The sequence below is a fragment of the Candidatus Dorea massiliensis AP6 genome (assembly GCF_964245105.1).
GTDB lineage: Bacteria > Bacillota > Clostridia > Lachnospirales > Lachnospiraceae > Laedolimicola > Laedolimicola intestinihominis.
The window spans coordinates 1-16,212 of record NZ_CAXTKW010000014.1; the positions used below are offsets into that span (position 1 = coordinate 1).

General features: G+C 54.1%; 15 protein-coding genes. 1 reads left to right on the top strand and 14 read right to left on the bottom strand.

The features are described 5' to 3' along the window. Window positions 1–425: 425 nt before the first annotated feature. The 13 genes from ftsH to proS form a co-directional block, all read right to left on the bottom strand. Window positions 426–2,258, bottom strand: a complete 1,833-nt coding sequence (gene ftsH / locus ACESZP_RS14080) for an ATP-dependent zinc metalloprotease FtsH (RefSeq protein WP_178038996.1) — start codon at window positions 2,256–2,258, stop codon at window positions 426–428. 46 nt (window positions 2,259–2,304) lie between these two features. Then, window positions 2,305–2,832, bottom strand: a complete 528-nt coding sequence (gene hpt, locus ACESZP_RS14085) for a hypoxanthine phosphoribosyltransferase (RefSeq protein WP_178038995.1) — start codon at window positions 2,830–2,832, stop codon at window positions 2,305–2,307. After that, window positions 2,825–4,258, bottom strand: a complete 1,434-nt coding sequence (tilS, locus tag ACESZP_RS14090) for a tRNA lysidine(34) synthetase TilS (protein WP_499709400.1) — start codon at window positions 4,256–4,258, stop codon at window positions 2,825–2,827. The genes hpt and tilS overlap by 8 nt, the downstream gene beginning before the upstream one ends. 23 nt (window positions 4,259–4,281) lie before the next feature. Continuing rightward, window positions 4,282–5,655, bottom strand: a complete 1,374-nt coding sequence (locus tag ACESZP_RS14095; RefSeq protein WP_499709401.1) for a SpoIIE family protein phosphatase — start codon at window positions 5,653–5,655, stop codon at window positions 4,282–4,284. A gap of 215 nt (window positions 5,656–5,870) precedes the next feature. Then, complete coding sequence (locus ACESZP_RS14100) at window positions 5,871–6,176, bottom strand: FtsB family cell division protein (RefSeq protein WP_499709402.1); 306 nt, start codon at window positions 6,174–6,176, stop codon at window positions 5,871–5,873. Between the two features lie 91 nt (window positions 6,177–6,267). Next, window positions 6,268–6,609: a spore cortex biosynthesis protein YabQ gene (gene yabQ / locus ACESZP_RS14105; protein WP_499709403.1), complete on the bottom strand. Its 342-nt coding sequence runs from the start codon at window positions 6,607–6,609 to the stop codon at window positions 6,268–6,270. Between the two features lie 3 nt (window positions 6,610–6,612). After that, window positions 6,613–6,897, bottom strand: coding sequence for a sporulation protein YabP (gene yabP, locus ACESZP_RS14110; RefSeq protein ID WP_178038990.1), 285 nt, complete (start codon window positions 6,895–6,897; stop codon window positions 6,613–6,615). Between the two features lie 72 nt (window positions 6,898–6,969). Continuing rightward, complete coding sequence (locus ACESZP_RS14115) at window positions 6,970–7,209, bottom strand: RNA-binding S4 domain-containing protein (RefSeq protein WP_349164895.1); 240 nt, start codon at window positions 7,207–7,209, stop codon at window positions 6,970–6,972. A gap of 3 nt (window positions 7,210–7,212) precedes the next feature. Continuing rightward, the gene (gene hbs, locus ACESZP_RS14120; RefSeq protein ID WP_349164958.1) at window positions 7,213–7,533 is read right to left on the bottom strand and encodes a non-specific DNA-binding protein Hbs; all 321 of its coding nucleotides are present in this window, start codon (window positions 7,531–7,533) and stop codon (window positions 7,213–7,215) included. 80 nt (window positions 7,534–7,613) lie between these two features. Beyond that, window positions 7,614–9,296, bottom strand: coding sequence for a phospho-sugar mutase (locus ACESZP_RS14125; protein WP_499709404.1), 1,683 nt, complete (start codon window positions 9,294–9,296; stop codon window positions 7,614–7,616). Window positions 9,297–9,401: 105 nt separating this feature from the next. Continuing rightward, window positions 9,402–10,397 carry a YutH/CotS family kinase-like spore coat protein gene (locus tag ACESZP_RS14130; protein WP_349164893.1) on the bottom strand — a complete coding sequence of 332 codons (996 nt, stop codon included), beginning with the start codon at window positions 10,395–10,397 and terminating at the stop codon, window positions 9,402–9,404. Window positions 10,398–10,422: 25 nt separating this feature from the next. Further along, window positions 10,423–11,760 carry a CCA tRNA nucleotidyltransferase gene (locus ACESZP_RS14135; RefSeq protein ID WP_499709406.1) on the bottom strand — a complete coding sequence of 446 codons (1,338 nt, stop codon included), beginning with the start codon at window positions 11,758–11,760 and terminating at the stop codon, window positions 10,423–10,425. Between the two features lie 171 nt (window positions 11,761–11,931). Beyond that, window positions 11,932–13,371 (bottom strand): proline--tRNA ligase, encoded by a 1,440-nt coding sequence (gene proS / locus ACESZP_RS14140; protein ID WP_178038984.1) that lies wholly within the window; start codon window positions 13,369–13,371, stop codon window positions 11,932–11,934. 355 nt (window positions 13,372–13,726) lie between these two features. On the opposite strand from proS, the gene ACESZP_RS14145 reads away from it, so the two are divergent. Next, on the top strand, window positions 13,727–15,106 hold the full coding sequence (locus tag ACESZP_RS14145) for an aldehyde dehydrogenase (protein ID WP_499709407.1): 1,380 nt from the start codon (window positions 13,727–13,729) through the stop codon (window positions 15,104–15,106). Between the two features lie 3 nt (window positions 15,107–15,109). Here the strand turns inward: ACESZP_RS14145 and ACESZP_RS14150 are convergent, their stop codons facing one another. Next, entirely contained in the window at window positions 15,110–16,192 is a 1,083-nt protein-coding gene (locus tag ACESZP_RS14150; RefSeq protein WP_499709408.1) for an AI-2E family transporter, read from the bottom strand. Window positions 16,193–16,212 lie beyond the last annotated feature (20 nt).

Here is a 16,212-nt window from a genome sequence, read left to right on the forward strand (position 1 = left end):
TTCAATCCTAACACAGGATCCCGGTGCTTTCTTTCTTTTTTCTATTAACTTTTCCTACAAAAACTTTACCCTACGTTATTACGTAACAATCTTGCCTATCTGCAGACTTCTGTCCCATATATTCTGTCTCTGCTGTTATTACAGATATTTCCGCACAAAGTGAAACAGACAGCTCGCGCTGTCTGTTTCAGGAGAAGGTATTTCTTTTTACTTATGGGGTGTAGCAAAAACTATATAATGTATTGGGGGTTTTACGAGTATTATTATATCATAATGTCGCGATAAGTGTGCACAAACTTCACAAAAATCAGCATCTGTTTTTGTGAAATATTCACAATTTCATTCCGTCATAATGACGAAAACGCTAGTCTGGCGCTGTAAAAAAAGGGATCTCACTAAATCGTGAAATCCCTAAAAGCTCACTTTTATACAGCCGGTACGGCCTCTTCCTTTTCAAACAATGCCTCAAACTCGTCCCGGGAGATCTTTTCTTTCTCCAGAAGCAACGCTGCGGCTGCGTCCAGGACGTCGCGGTGATCCAGGATGATGGCTTTGGCCTTATCGTAGCACTCGTCTACGATGCGCTTGACTTCCGAATCGATCTTGCTTGCCACGTTCTCGCCATAACCCTTGGTGTGGCCGTAGTCACGGCCCAGGAAGACTTCCTCGTCGGAATCATAGCTGACCAGGCCAAGCTCGTCGGACATGCCATACTTGGTGACCATGGCGCGGGCCACACGGGTAGCCTGCTTGATATCCTGGGAAGCGCCGGTGGTGATATCGTCGAAAATCAGTTCTTCGGCGATACGTCCACCTAAGGATACCTCGATATCCTGCAGCATCTTTCCCTTGGTATTGAACATCTCATCCTTCTCCGGCAATGGCATGGTGTAGCCGGCCGCTCCTACGCCGGTGGGAATGATAGATACACTGTATACAGGTCCCACATCCGGCAGCACATGGAACAGGATCGCGTGCCCTGCCTCGTGGTACGCGGTGATGCGCTTCTCCTTCTCGGAGACGATGCGGCTCTTTTTCTCTGCGCCGATGCCCACCTTCACGAAGGACTTGCGGATATCCGCCTGGGTGATATAAGGACGGTTGTCCTTGGCTGCCAGAATGGCTGCCTCGTTCATCAGATTTTCCAGATCCGCGCCGGTCATGCCTGCGGTGGTCTGGGCTATCTGCTTCAAATCCACATCCTCTGCCAGCGGCTTATTCTTCGCATGAACCTGCAGAATCTCTTCTCTGCCGCGCACATCCGGTCTGCCCACCATGATCTTACGGTCAAAACGACCCGGACGCAAGATAGCCGGATCGAGAATGTCCACACGGTTGGTGGCCGCCATGACGATGATGCCCTCGTTGACGCCGAAGCCGTCCATCTCCACCAGCAGCTGGTTCAGGGTCTGCTCACGCTCATCATGACCGCCGCCCATACCGCTGCCGCGGCGTCTCGCCACCGCGTCAATCTCGTCGATAAATACGATACAGGGGCTGTTCTTCTTGGCATCCGCGAACAGATCACGGACACGAGAAGCACCTACACCGACAAACATCTCTACGAAATCCGAACCGGAGATACTGAAGAACGGCACGCCTGCCTCGCCTGCGACGGCCTTGGCCAGCAGGGTCTTACCGGTTCCGGGAGGACCCTCCAGCAGCACGCCTTTCGGGATGCGCGCGCCTACCTGAGTATATTTCTGTGGAAGCTTCAGGAAATCTACGATCTCACGAAGCTCTTCTTTTTCTTCCTGCAGACCTGCCACATTTTTAAAGGTGGTGTGAATCTGCTCCTGGGTGGTCATACGGGCCCGGCTTCTGCCGAAGTCCATCATCTTGCCGCCACCGCCGCCGTTGGCCTGACGGTTCATCAGGATCATCATAACGACTACGGCCACTACAGCCGCCAGAAGGGGCGCGCCCAGGGACGCCATCCAGTTATTGGTGCTCACTGCAGCAAAGGCTACCGCCACATTCTCAGACTCCAGAAGCTCTCTGGCCTCTGTGGTGTCTGCCACATTCACATCCTGACGGCTGCCGTCCTTCAGGGTCAGGCGCACCGTGCCGGTAGGTGTAGCTTCGGACTGGCTGATCACGGCAGATACTACCTCGCCGTTCTCCACGGCAGTCTCAAACTGCTGATAGGTATACAGATTTTCCATGTCCATCCGTTTTACGTAGGTACTGAACAGATAGACCAGCACCAGTAAAAATACGAAATAGATTCCGGAAATCCGAAATTGTCTGTTGTTCAAAATGTGTCCTCCTTATATCCGTACGTTCAGCCCGCGCCGTTCGCAGTTAATCAACGAACTCCAGTACTCCGATGTACGGCAGATTCCTGTATTTCTGATCGTAATCCAGACCATAGCCCACCACGAACTCATCCGGAATCGTAAATCCGGTGTATTCCACGTCCACATCTACGACTCTGCGGTCCGGCTTGTCAAGCAGGGTACACAAGGTCATGGTCTTCGGATTACGCTGTCCCAGAAGCTTTACCAGGTGGCTTAAGGTCCGTCCGGAATCGATGATGTCCTCTACGATAATCACGTTCTTGCCCTGCAGCGGCTCGTCCAGGTCCTTGCTTAAGCGTACCACGCCGCTGGACTTGGTCTCCGCGCCGTAGCTGGATACCTGCATAAAGTCGATGGTCACCGGCACGGTAATTCTCTTGGCCAGCTCGCATACAAAGAATACGCTGCCCTTCAGGATACAAATCAGGTGAACCTCTTCGCCTGCAAACTTTTCGCTGATCTTCTGTCCCAGCTCTCTGATCTTCGCGTCTACTTCCTCTTCGGGAATCATAACTCTGATTTTCTCAGCCATGTTCATTTCCTCCGCTTATCTGTACTTTTAAAATGTTCCTTGTCTCTTCCGTGACCTTGTACGCTTCGCTGATACGATGCCCCGGAATCCATACAATATGCGCTCCATCCGCCAGCAGCAGAAGCTCGTCCCGCTCCGATGCCGGCACCTTTTCATCAATCAGATACGCCTTCAGCTTTTTGCGCCCGTGCGCTCTGTTAATCTCCAGATAATCCCCGGGCTTACGCCCCCGGATCTCCAGACATTTTTTTATTTTATCATAGTCAAACCATTTCGTATATGTTTTTTGGGGAATAATTTCAATTTTTTCCGCCGGATACAGGGCAAATTCCCATTTTCGTCCCTGGATGGCAACGCTGCCGGGAATCTCCGGACAAAACGATATGGGACTGGTTTTCTCACCGTCCTGCTGCCGCGCAGGCTTCTCACTCCGACTGAGCCGCACGCCCTCATATTCCCGTCTTGCGCTGCGGCCACCCGGCAGATCCATTCTGCTCCCGGTCTGCTTTTCGAACAGCTCCCGGAGCATCTCGATGTGAACCCGCTCCACGTCCTTGAGTCCGCCAAGCTCCGCCATGCACCGTCGCAGCAGTCTGCTTCCGATCAGGGGATCCTGCATGGAAAATGCGTTGGTGAATACAAACCGTGCGCCGTCCTCTTCCCGCACACAGATTCGGTAGGCTTCCGCCGTCTTCCGCTCCAGAAACGCCTCCACCTCCCCAAGCTCCGCAGCCGCCTCGGCCACATGTCGGATCGCCTTCGCATTGACGCTCTCCCGGACCGTCTTCAGAATGTCGCCCCGAATCCGGTTGCGTGTGTAGTCCATGCTCAGGTTCGTGCTGTCAGTGCGCCAGGCTATCCCTCGCCCGGTCAGCCACGTCTCGATTTCCTCACGCTCTGCGCAGAGCAAAGGCCGAATGATATTGTCCCGCGCCGGGCTCATGCCGGACAGCCCCTTTAGGCCGCTTCCGCGGAACAGCTGAAACAGTACCGTCTCCGCCTGATCCCCCGCATGGTGGGCCACCGCAATCCGCGCGCCCCCAAGACGCTCCGCTTCCTCCGCGAAGGCCTCATACCTGCAGAGCCGGCCGGCCTCCTCCAGCGTCAGATGCTCCCGCTTAGCCCGGTCCTGCACGTCAAAGGAACGGACGGAAAGCGGAACCTCCAGGCTTCCGCAAAGCTCCCGCACATAGGCCTCGTCCCCGTCGGCCTCCGCGCCCCGCAGACAATGATTTACATGCACTGCGGACAGCGCTGCGCCCTTTTCTCCGCACAGCTCTTTTAACAGGAAAAGCAGGCATACGGAATCCGCACCTCCCGATATGCCCGCCACAATCCTGTCTCCCGGACGAATCATCTGATATTTTTCTGTAAATGCACGCACACGATCCAGCATTTCCCAGTTTTCCTTTCGTAGTTTTTCCATTGCTTATAGTATACCATATCTCTTTAATACTTTACCAGCCCCATCACCAACACCGTCATATCGTCGACAGGCTCCTTCTCCCGGTACTGACGCACCCGGGCCAGAATGTAAGCTGCCAGCTCGGACGGATTTCCTGTATCGTGCTCCAGAATGATATCCTTTATCAATTTCTCCTGATGAGCCGCAGGCAACGCATCCAGCACACCGTCGGTGACCATGATGACCATGTCGCCGTCGTAGAGCTTTTTACTGGTACAGTCCGGCTCCAGCTTGTGAAAGACGCCCGCAGGCAGGCTGGTTGAGGAAATGGTTTCCACCCAGTTTTCCCGCCGGATAAAGGTGGTGGACGCGCCCACCTTCAGGAACTCGCAGATACCCGTATACAAATCCAGCGAACTGATATCAATGGTGGAGAACACCTGCGCGTCCGACCGCACGATCAACGCCGAATTGATCATCCGCACCGCCGTCTCCTTGGAGAATCCCGCCTCCAGAAACTGCTCCAGCAGATCGATGACCATCTCACTGTCCCGGTAAGCCGCCATGCCGGACCCCATACCGTCCGACAGCGCCCCGATAAACTGCCCCTCCCGGCACCGATGCAGGGAAAAATTGTCCCCGGAAATGGTTTCTTTACTTTTGACCGCCTTCTCTACGCCGCAGAGCACTTGGAAGTTCGTCCGTTCCGCGAAAAGCACCGTCACCTTCTCACTGCCCACAAAGGCCCGGCTGTCCTTGCCCGGCATCATGGCCTTCTTCATCATCCTGGACAATACCTCTGCAATATCCTTCGTCGCCACACATTTCCGCCTGCGGGTACTGACCGTCAGATATACCTCCTGCCGCCGGTGCTCCTCCTGATAGACCAGCACTGAATGGACGCAGAGTCCCATACCCTTCAGCTTTTTCGCTAAAACCTGTTCCAGTTCCTCGTCTGGCCTGGTATCCCAGGCATATTCTACGGTATCCGTCATGATCTGGGCCATTTCCCCCAGCTGTATCGCCACTGCAGCGCGGTTTTCCTCCAGCCTGTTCTTCCAGAGCAGCTTCATTTTCTCTGTCTTATCCAGCTGTTCGTTCTCCGGAACGGCTTCCACTTTCTGTCCTTCTCCCGCGAAGCTTACCGCCAGATTGCCGAAGGCCTCCCGGTAATCCCGCAGGCGCTGCTGCACCGGATTGGGCGCTTCCTCATTTTCCATGGGAAGGGGTCTTAAAATCCATGCCAGAATCCCGCCGCAGATTACCGTCAGTGAACACACCAAAAGCCCCTGGGCCGCCCCCAGCAGGATGGCGTAATCCCGATCCATCTGAAGCATCCCCACGCCGATCTGCATCGCCGCCACACAGCTGCCCGCCACAATTCCGTAGAGCCAGCCGTAATTTTCCTCTCGTCTCACCTTTTACTCCTCCTCGTCTTCTGTGTGTGTCTGTGTGATTGGGAATTATAGAGGACAGAAACGGATTATTTTGTCAAATGGAGGCGGGTGATTTCAGATCTTTTCGGCAAAAGGGGACATAGAATTCTGTTTAAGAACCTGCCGGAAAGCATAAAGGCTGTCCGGAACCTTCCCTGTCCCGGACAGCCTTTACATACACGTATTATGTAAACCAATTATTCTTTAGCCTTGAACAGAATCTCATCCGGATAAACCAGTCCGAGCCGCTCCTTCGCCACTTCCTCCACATACTTCTTGGTCTGGACGTATTTGCCAAGCTCCTCGATATCCTTCGAGCGCTGTTCCTCTTCTTCGATCTGAGCCATCAGCTGTTCTTCCTGATTCTGATAGGCCGCGTTCTTCTGCTGGAGCCGATGCTTTGCATAAAAACCCGTTACCAGAAGACACATGACTGTCAGTACAATCAGTCGGTAGCCCATACGCTTTCTGCGATTCATTCCGCGCCGGGTCTTCGTCGTCATAGCTCCTTCCGCCTCACTTTCATTCTGAAAACTGTTTCCACAGCCAGTCTTTCTTCGCGTTTTCCACAGAAACCTCTGTCTGTGGGTATATTTATTTGATTATAATCTTTTTTATACATTTATGCAATTTTTTTCTTATGAAATTGACCATATTTCGAAACATTTTCGAAAGCAGCAGCCAGGAAAGCATGCCCAGCACCACTGCCGCCACAGCAAAGCCCCTTACCGCCCCGCTGTTCTCCCGGTACAGCATCCGGAAAATCAGGAAACCGCAGAGCAGCCAGTAAGCCAGATCCTCCGCTGCCATCCAGACGGTCCCATGGAAAACCAGCCGCCGGAAGACCTTCAATCCCCCGTACAGGAAGGCCAGGACCGCGCCGCAAAGGAAGGCTTTTCCAAAAAACTGCAGTTCAAAAAGAATTCCACCGGCCATAGGCTATTTGAACAGGCGGCCCAGGATCGACGCGCCCGCCTTATGAAAATCTGTGACCTCCGAGTAGGCCATGCTGTCAATCCGCCCCTCGATATCCACCTCGCCCTTTTCCAGGGTCAGACGGTTCACATGGAGATCGGCGCCTTTGATGGTCAGCATACCCTGTTCCGTCTCCAGCAGGATTTCCGCGATATCGAAGGAAATCACGTCGGTCACGCCGCTGATGGTGCCCGTCCGCCGGTTGCTTAAGAGCAGCTTGTGGGCTTTCGCGTATTGCTTTTCTTCCAAAAAAAGACCTCCCCATACACTTACTAGTTTACAACTAAATGTATGAAAAGGTCTTTCTCATTATTCCTGTTTTTAAAGATAACGGTAGAGCTCCTTGGCGTCATCCTTGCGGACGGTCTCCTGAACGTCCAGAACCTCCACCTTTACGGACTTGCTGCCAAACTGAATCTCGATGACGTCACCCGTCTTCACGTTCACAGACGCCTTGGCCACCTTGTCGTTGACCAGCACGCGTCCCGCGTCACAGGCTTCATTGGCTACGGTCCTCCGCTTAATCAGCCGGGAAATCTTTAAATATTTATCAAGACGCATAGATTAGTTCAGGGCATCCTTCAGTGCTTTTCCAGCCTTAAACTTCGGGGACTTGGAAGCCGCAATCTTCATAGCCTCGCCAGTCTGCGGGTTTCTTCCCTCTCTTGCAGCTCTCTCAGATACCTCGAAGGTTCCGAATCCAACCAGCTGGATCTTCTCGCCCTTCTTCAGCTCCTCTGCTACTACATCTGTGAAAGCCTTCAGAGCCTTCTCTGCGTCCTTCTTGGATAATTCAGTCTTCTCTGCAATAGCAGCAACTAATTCCATTCTGTTCATCTGGTAATTCCTCCTAATAATACTACTACTCTTTTTTGTCGATGATATGTCTGTGTGTGCGTTCTGCCATATCTTCTTTCCTATTTATACCCGTTTCTCAATTATTTGTCAAGGCATTTCGGGTTTTGTTACTCAAATATGGGAGCGATTGCTGCTGCCAGCGCATCCTTCTGTGCCTGGGCTTCTGCCAGATCTTTTCCGAGTGTAGTAAAATAGGTTTTGATCTTCGGCTCGGTTCCGGAGGGACGAACGATGACCTCGGCGCCGCCTTCCAGCTTGTACGCCAGAACATTGGCTGCCGGGAGTCCTGTCTCCTCAGGCTTCTTATAATCAGTTACCTTCACTACCGCATAATCGTCGAGCTTTGCAGGCGGATTCTGGCGCAGCCCGTCCATAATGCCGGCCATCTTGTCCATACCGGACAGTCCCGGGAACTCAAAGCTGTCTACCTTGTTCAGATAACGGCCATATTTCTCATAGATCTCCTCCAGACGCTGTTTGATAGAGGAACCAATGCTCCGGTAATAAGCTGCCATCTCACAGATGAGCATGGAACCGATAATCGCGTCCTTGTCACGTACATAGGGGCCTGCCAGATAACCGTAGCTCTCCTCAAAGCCGAAGATAAAGCGGTCTACCTCACCTGCTGCCTCCAGCTGCGCGATCTGGTCTCCAATCCATTTGAAGCCGGTCAGAACACTTCTCAGCTCCACGCCGTAATTCTTCGCTACCGCATCCGCCAGCGGAGTGGATACGATGGATTTCACCGCCACCGGATTCTTCGGCATGGTGCCCTTCTCGATGCGGCCTGCGCAAATGTAGTCCAGAAGCAGTACGCCCATCTCATTACCGGATACCAGCTCGTAGCTGCCGTCCGGACACTTCATGGCGATACCCACGCGGTCCGCATCCGGGTCAGTGGCCAGCATCAGGTCTGCCTCTGTCTTCTTGGCCAGCTCCAGTCCCAGACGAAGAGCCTCAAAGATCTCCGGGTTCGGGTACGGGCAGGTGGGGAAGTGACCGTCCGGATACTGCTGCTCCGGTACAATGGTCACGTCAGTGATGCCGATATCCTTCAGCACCCTGGTAACCGGCACCAGACCGGAACCGTTCAGCGGGGAGTATACCAGCTTCAGGCCGGATGCAGCGCAGATTCCCGGACGCACGCTGCGGGCCTCGATAGCCTGGTACAGGGCTTCCTTACAGTCGTCGCCCACATATTCAATAAGTCCGGCCTTGATTCCTTCCTCAAAATCCATAACCTTCGCGCCGGTCAGGATATCTGTCTTCTGAATCTCCGTGTATACAATATCAGCCGCCTCGTCCGTCATCTGGCAGCCGTCCGGGCCGTAGGCCTTATAGCCGTTGTATTTCGCCGGATTGTGGGACGCGGTCACCATGATACCCGCATTGGCCTCATAATAACGGGTCGCGAAGCTCAGGGCCGGAACCGGCATCAGAGCATCGTAGATGCGAACCTTGATTCCATTGGCTGCCAGTACGCTGGCTGCTGTCTTCGCGAATACGTCGCTGTTGATACGGCTGTCGTAGCTAATGGCTACCAGCTGCTTGCCGCCCTGGGTCTTTACCCAGTTGGCCAGACCCTGGGTGGCCTGACGAACCACATAGATATTCATACGGTTAGATCCTGCTCCCAGCACGCCGCGCAGGCCTGCAGTACCGAACTTTAGGGCCACTGCGAAGCGATCCTTAATCTCATCGTCCTTACCCTCGATACCCTTCAGTTCCTCTGTCAGAGCCGGATCCTCCAGTTCTGTGTCCATCCAACGCTTATAATCGTCCAAATACATAACTTATACCTCACTCATACAGTTTTTTAGATAGAGTTACCTATGCTTAATTTTAGAATATTTGTACAGCAAAGTCAATGTATCCGGGCATATTTTACAGCACATTTACGATACCCATAACTCTTTTACCATTTTCTTCCTGCGTTCATTCTGGGCCAGGAAAACCTGCAGCTTCTCGGCGCTTTTTTCCGGCACCCAGGCCTTGTTGGTATGGTAATAATGATGCACCAGCTTCCAGGCCTTCTCCGGGTAACAGAGGCTGGCAGCCAGATAGGCCCGCTCCTCCCCGGACAGAGGGCGTTCCCGCTCGTAGGCTGTCAGCATCCGCTCTGCCAGCCCACCGTTCCAGTTGTGCTTCTCCATGATTTTCCGCAGGAACTGGCTCACATCGTTCATCTGCACATTGATTTCAAACCGGGAGAAGTTCACCAGGGCCGTTTCCTGCCGCTGAAGCAGGATATTGTGATGGACATACTCCCCGTGGCAGAGGTGTTCGCCATCCACGGCCTGCTGATACAGCTTTTCACTGCCGGAAGCCTTCAGAAGCTCCAGGGCATCCGCTCCATTCTGGAAAATGGTTTCGGCGCACTGAAGATATAAGAGTTCAAACTCGCCCTTTTTCTGCCGGGTACGGATAAAATTCCGGGCACGCTTCATTTCCCGGTTATGCTTTTCTAACTCTTCCGACCGGTCGGCGCCCAGAATCCGGCGGCGCTCCGCCCCTTCTGTGCGCAGAACGCCCCGAAGCTCCCGGTGAACCCGGGCCAGCAGACGCATACTTTTCAAAAGCTCTTCCTCATTCTTCGGATCGCATTCCCGCCCCGGCGGCCAGTCCTTGATGATGTAGGGCGTCTCATAGTCGCCGATGGTCACAAGCTCCCCTTCTTTGTTGGCCTGCACCTGATCCACGGCGCAGACGCCGCGCTCCGCCAGAATCCCCAGCACCCGCTGTTCCAGGGGAAGCTTTGCGCGCGAGCCTGCAAATTCCTTTATCATTTTTAAGCCGTCTTTTGTCTCCAACATGATTCCGCCCCGGCCGCCGTAGCTTCGAAGAACCTCCAGATCATACTGCTCCAGGATTTGCAGCGCTTTTTCGTTCACAAAAATCCCCCCGTTCCTTTCAAATCTATGAGGAAACGAGGGGTAATATTCTTTCTAAGAGATATTCTTTTGTATTGTATTCCGGGTGCTCGATAACGGCCTCCAGCATGGCGTTCAGGATGACTCCTAAGGTCGGTCCCGGCTTCACGCCCGCATCTATGAGATCTCGGCCGGTCACGGCCAGATCCTTTAGGGACAGGCAGTTTTGGGCTTCCAGTATCTCTGTATACAGACGCTCGATTTCTGACAGCCGCGCAAGCTTCTCCGGCAGCAGCGCCGGATTCTGGGCCAGCGCATCCGCCCGGGCAAGCTTCAGATAATCCGGAAACAGATCCGCGCCAATCCGGTGAATGGCCCGGCGCACGCCCCGATGATTCAGCGGAAACTGCCGATCATCATGGAACTCCACCAGCCTCACCACTCTTTTGCGGGTGTCGTTGTCAAATTTCAGGCGGCGTAAGATTCCATTTGCCATCTCGGCACCAAGCTTCGCATGCCCGTGAAAATGGTCAATACCCTGCTCATCCGTAGTACGGGTGGCAGGCTTGCCCATATCGTGCAGCAAAGCTGCCCAGCGGAGGGCTTTGTCCTTCTCTACGCCGGTCAGGGTCCGCAGAATGTGTTCACCCACGTTCCAGCAGTGATGGGGATTGTGCTGGGGCGTCTCCATGCAGGCGTCAAATTCCGGCAGAATCACCGCCGTGATGCCCGTCTCCCAGACCACACGGAAGGTCTCCGGGTGATCCGAGGTCAGAAGCTTCATCAGCTCCACCTGAATCCGCTCGGCGCTGACCTTAGTCAGTCTCGGTGCAAATTCCGCCAGGGCCGCTTTTGTCTCCGCCTCAATCTCAAAATCCAGCTGGGCAGAAAAACGGACTGCCCGCAGGATTCGCAGGGCGTCCTCGGTAAACCGCTCTCTCGGGTCGCCCACACAGCGGATCTGTCCGCACTCTAGGTCGCCGATACCGCCGAAGGCATCTACCAGACCCTCTTTTTCATTATATGCCATGGCATTGATGGTAAAGTCCCGCCGCTTCAGATCTTCCAGAAGATTTGGCGTGAACAGCACCTGCTCCGGGTGGCGGCCGTCCAGATATTCGCCGTCAATCCGGTAGGTGGTGACCTCGAAGCCTTCTTTTCCGTTCAGGACCGTCACGGTTCCGTGCTGGAGCCCCGTGTCCACCGTTCTGGGAAATAAAGCCTTCACCTGCTCCGGTCTGGCGTTGGTGGTGATATCCCAGTCCGCCGCCTCCCGTCCCAGAATGGCGTCGCGCACACAGCCGCCCACCACATAGGCTTCGTAGCCTGCCTCCGCAAGAGTTGCAATGATTTCATTTGCTTTTTCCGGGATCTGAATCTTCATGTGCGCGTGTCCTTTCTATCTTATTTCCGGGTGTTTTCCGTCAGAATCTATATATGTAAGATTCTTCCAGATAAGCTGTAATGGAAAAGCGGCCCGAGGGGTTTGGCCTCCAGCCGCTTCTCGTAACTGTTCAGTAGCTTCTCAGCCCTGAATCATTTTCTTCTATCATTTTTAGTATGCCTTGCCCCAGTAAACAAGCGCCTTCGCAGGCTTTCCGCAGCACACGCAGGTGTCCGCGATGTGATCCTGCTTGAAGGGCATACAACGGGAAGTAGCCGTGGTATCTTCCTTAATCTTGTCCTCGCAGGCCTGATCGCCGCACCACATGGCGCGTACGAAGCCCGGCTTCTCATTGATGGTCTTGACGAACTCCTCGTAAGTGGCTGCGTCGTAGGTATGGGAATCGCGATGCTTTCTCGCACGCTCCAGCATATCGCTCTGCATAGTGGTCAGCACTTCGCCTACCTTCGCTGCCAGCTCCGGAATCGCTGCTACGATCTTCTCACGGGTGTCGCGGCGCACGATAACGGCCTGATTTGCCTCGATATCCTTCGGTCCGATTTCGATACGTACCGGGATACCCTTCATCTCCTGCTCGGAGAACTTCCAGCCCGGACTCTTATCGGAATCATCTACCTTTACCTTGAAGCCTGCGTCCAGCAGCGCGGATTTCAGCTCATATGCCTTGTCCAGCACGCCTTCCTTGTGCTGCGCAATCGGGATGACCATAACCTGGGTCGGCGCGATACGCGGCGGCAGAACCAGTCCGCTGTTATCGCCGTGAACCATGATGATAGCTCCGATCAGACGGGTGGTCATACCCCAGGACGTCTGATGTACATACTGAAGGGTGTTGTCTTTTGCTGTATACTGAATACCAAATGCCTTTGCGAAGCCATCGCCGAAGTTGTGGCTGGTACCGGACTGCAGCGCCTTACCGTCGTGCATCAGGGCTTCGATGGTGTAGGTCGCCTCTGCGCCGGCAAATTTCTCCTTATCGGTCTTACGTCCACGGATAACCGGCATTGCCAACACTTCCTCGCAGAAGTCCGCATATACGTTCAGCATCTGCTGAGTACGTGCCTCAGCCTCCTCTGCTGTCGCGTGAGCGGTATGACCCTCCTGCCACAAGAATTCGCGGGAGCGCAGGAACGGACGGGTGGTCTTCTCCCAACGCATAACAGAGCACCACTGATTGTATACCTTCGGCAGATCACGATAGGACTGGATCTCTTTGGAATAGAAATCACAGAACAGAGTCTCGGAGGTCGGACGGATGCACATACGCTCCTGCAGCGGCTCCAGTCCGCCGTGGGTTACCCATGCTACCTCAGGCGCAAAGCCCTCCACATGATCCTTCTCCTTCTGAAGCAGGCTCTCCGGAATCAGCATGGGCAGGTAGACATTCTCTACTCCTGTCGCCTTAAAACGCGCGTCCAGCTCCTTCTGAATATTTTCCCAGATCGCGTAGCCTGCCGGCTTGATAACCATGCAGCCCTTTACGCTTGTATAATCGGTCAGTTCCGCTTTTTTCACCACATCGGTGTACCACTGTGCGAAATCCACGTCCATGGAAGTGATCTCTTCGACCAGTTTCTTCTCCTTCGCCATCTTGTTCTCCTTCTCGCCCATCGGGGCTTTTTCTCATTTATTTTCCTCTAACAGTAAGCTGTTATGATTATCACGCCCGGGTGGGCGTATCTTTTTGTATTGTAGTACGGAAATGGCGATTTTGTCAAGGTTTTCGCGGTCTGAGGAGCAATTTGAGTGAAACGGCGAATCCTTATGACCTTAAATAACTTGACCCATCGTAAAATCAATTTCTCTATCGGAATATTATCAATTTAATTACTGCTGATTTTCTGCTAAACAAAACTCCGTAAAAATAATAATAGGGGCAATTTACTTTGACGGATTTTCCATATTTGGGTACAATAGAACTATCTACTTTGATTGGAGGATTCCCATGGACGAACAGGAGATTCAGAAACTGGTGGCCCGGCAGCGGCGGTGTTTCCGGTCGGGTTCGACACTTTCTTATAAAAACCGGATGGCCGCCCTGACCCGCCTCGAACATTTGGTGGCAGAACATGAAACAGAACTCCAGGAAGCTCTGCAGCTGGATCTGGGCAAAAGCGCCGCAGAAAGCTATATGTGTGAGACCGGCCTTCTTTTAAACGAAATTCATTATCTGAAGCATCATCTGCGCCTCTGGATGCAGGATCGGATCGTCCCGACGCCGTTGGCGCAGTTTTGCTCGACAAGTTACCAGAAGCCTTCGCCCTACGGCGTGACACTGATCATGAGTCCCTGGAACTATCCGCTGCTCCTGACCCTGGAGCCGCTGGCAGACGCCCTGGCCGCCGGTAATACGGCGATTTTAAAGCCCAGCGCCTACTCCATTCACACCAGCCGCCTGATGGAGCGTCTGATTCCGGCTTATTTCCCGGCGTCCCGGGTGGCTGTCGTAACCGGAGGACGGGCGGAAAACGCAGCGCTGCTGGAACAGCATTTCGACTATATCTTTTTCACCGGCAGCAAATCGGTGGGCCGCTTCGTCATGGAGAAGGCCGCCGCGCACCTGACTCCGGTGACCCTGGAGCTGGGCGGAAAGAGTCCCTGCATCGTGGACCGTACCGCGGATATCCATGCGGCGGCCCGGCGCATCGTCTTCGGCAAGTTTCTGAACTGCGGACAGACCTGCGTGGCTCCCGACTACATTCTCTGCGATATCCGGGTGAAAAACCGGCTCATAGAAGAGCTGATCCGGCAGATCCGCGCCCAGCTTGGCGAGCGTCCCCTGGAAAATGAGAATTACGGCCATATCATCAATGAAAAACATTTTCTGCGGATCCTGAATCTGATGAATCCGGCTAAGACTGTCTTTGGTGGACGGACAGACGCCGAAGCCTTGAAAATTGAACCCACCATCCTTGACCGGGTCTCCTGGCGGGACGACGTGATGCAGGAGGAAATCTTTGGACCGTTGCTGCCGATTCTGACCTACGATTCCATCGACGAAGTGATTCGCACCATCAACGAGAGGCCCCATCCGCTGGCTCTCTACGTCTTCACCCGGAACCGGAAGCTGGCCAGCCGGGTGCTGACCCGCTGCTCCTTTGGCGGCGGCTGCGTCAATGACACGATCATCCACCTGGCTACGCCGTACATGGGCTTCGGCGGCTTCGGGGAGAGCGGTATGGGCAGTTATCATGGGAAGGCCGGGTTTGAGACCTTTTCCCACCGTAAGAGTATCGTGGATAAGAAGGGATGGCCGGATCTGCCCATGCGGTATCAGCCGTATACGGAAGGAAAGCGGCGGCTGGTGAAAATGTTTCTGCGATAACATCTATTTCGAAGGAGTATCTGCTTCATTTGCCGATGCTCCTTCTTTTTTATCTGCATCCACCCTCTTCCACAATTCCTGAATAATTAGTACTGATAAAGGCCCCAGCACGATCCCGCCCGCTCCGTAGATCTTCACGCCCACATACACACTGGCCAGCACCACCACCGGCAGCAGCTTCAGATGGGCGCCCACCAGCCTGGGCTCCAGAAGCTCCCGGGTCAGGGTGCAAAGACCATAAGTCACAGCTAACACGACAGCCGCCCGATATCGCTTCTGCCAGATGACCAGAATCAGAATCCATGGCACAAACACCGTCCCCGTTCCGAAGATCGGCAGCGCGTCCAGAAAACCGGTGCCGACTCCGGCCAGCAGCGGGCTTTTTGCCGTTCCCGAGCTCCAGATTCCAACGGTGCAGATCAACATCACCAGTCCCATGATGATACACTGGGCATGCAGGTAACGACCAATGGCCCGGGAGATTCCCCGAAGCGCTTCGGACACGTTTTCATAGAAGCTCCACCGCTGTCCCATTTCCCGCAGCTTGTCATAATCACCTGCCAGCAGAATCGCGGCAATTCCCGTCACAAAGGCGCCGGTAAGGAAGCCGCCCAAGACGCGTACCGCCTGCCAGGATCCTCCGAACACACCCGGCAGGAGCTGCTCCCAGGTCTTATCTCCGATACAGGCTGTCTGCTCCTCTACAAACTGCATCATCATCCTGCTATCTATATGAAGCATACCCCCAAACCGTTCACAGCACTGTGCCAGAAGCTCCCCCACCCGTCCCGGGTAGCTGAAATACACGCACAACCGCCGGATCTGAATATGCAGATTTCGACCCGCCAACGCTCCGGCTGACACAAGCCCTCCTGCTGCCCCTATGATCAGCACCGCCATGGAAATTCCCGGGCGGATATGAAGCCGTTTCTTTAACCATGCAAGCAGCGGCCTGCACCAGTACACAATCGCTCCCGCGATCAAAAACGGAATCACCAGTGGCGCCAGGTACTTCATTGCAAGCCCGACCGTCACTGCGATTCCGATTTTCTTCCACAAGTTCTGATATTTCCGCACCCATTCCATAAAGCCGCTCCTTTTGCATC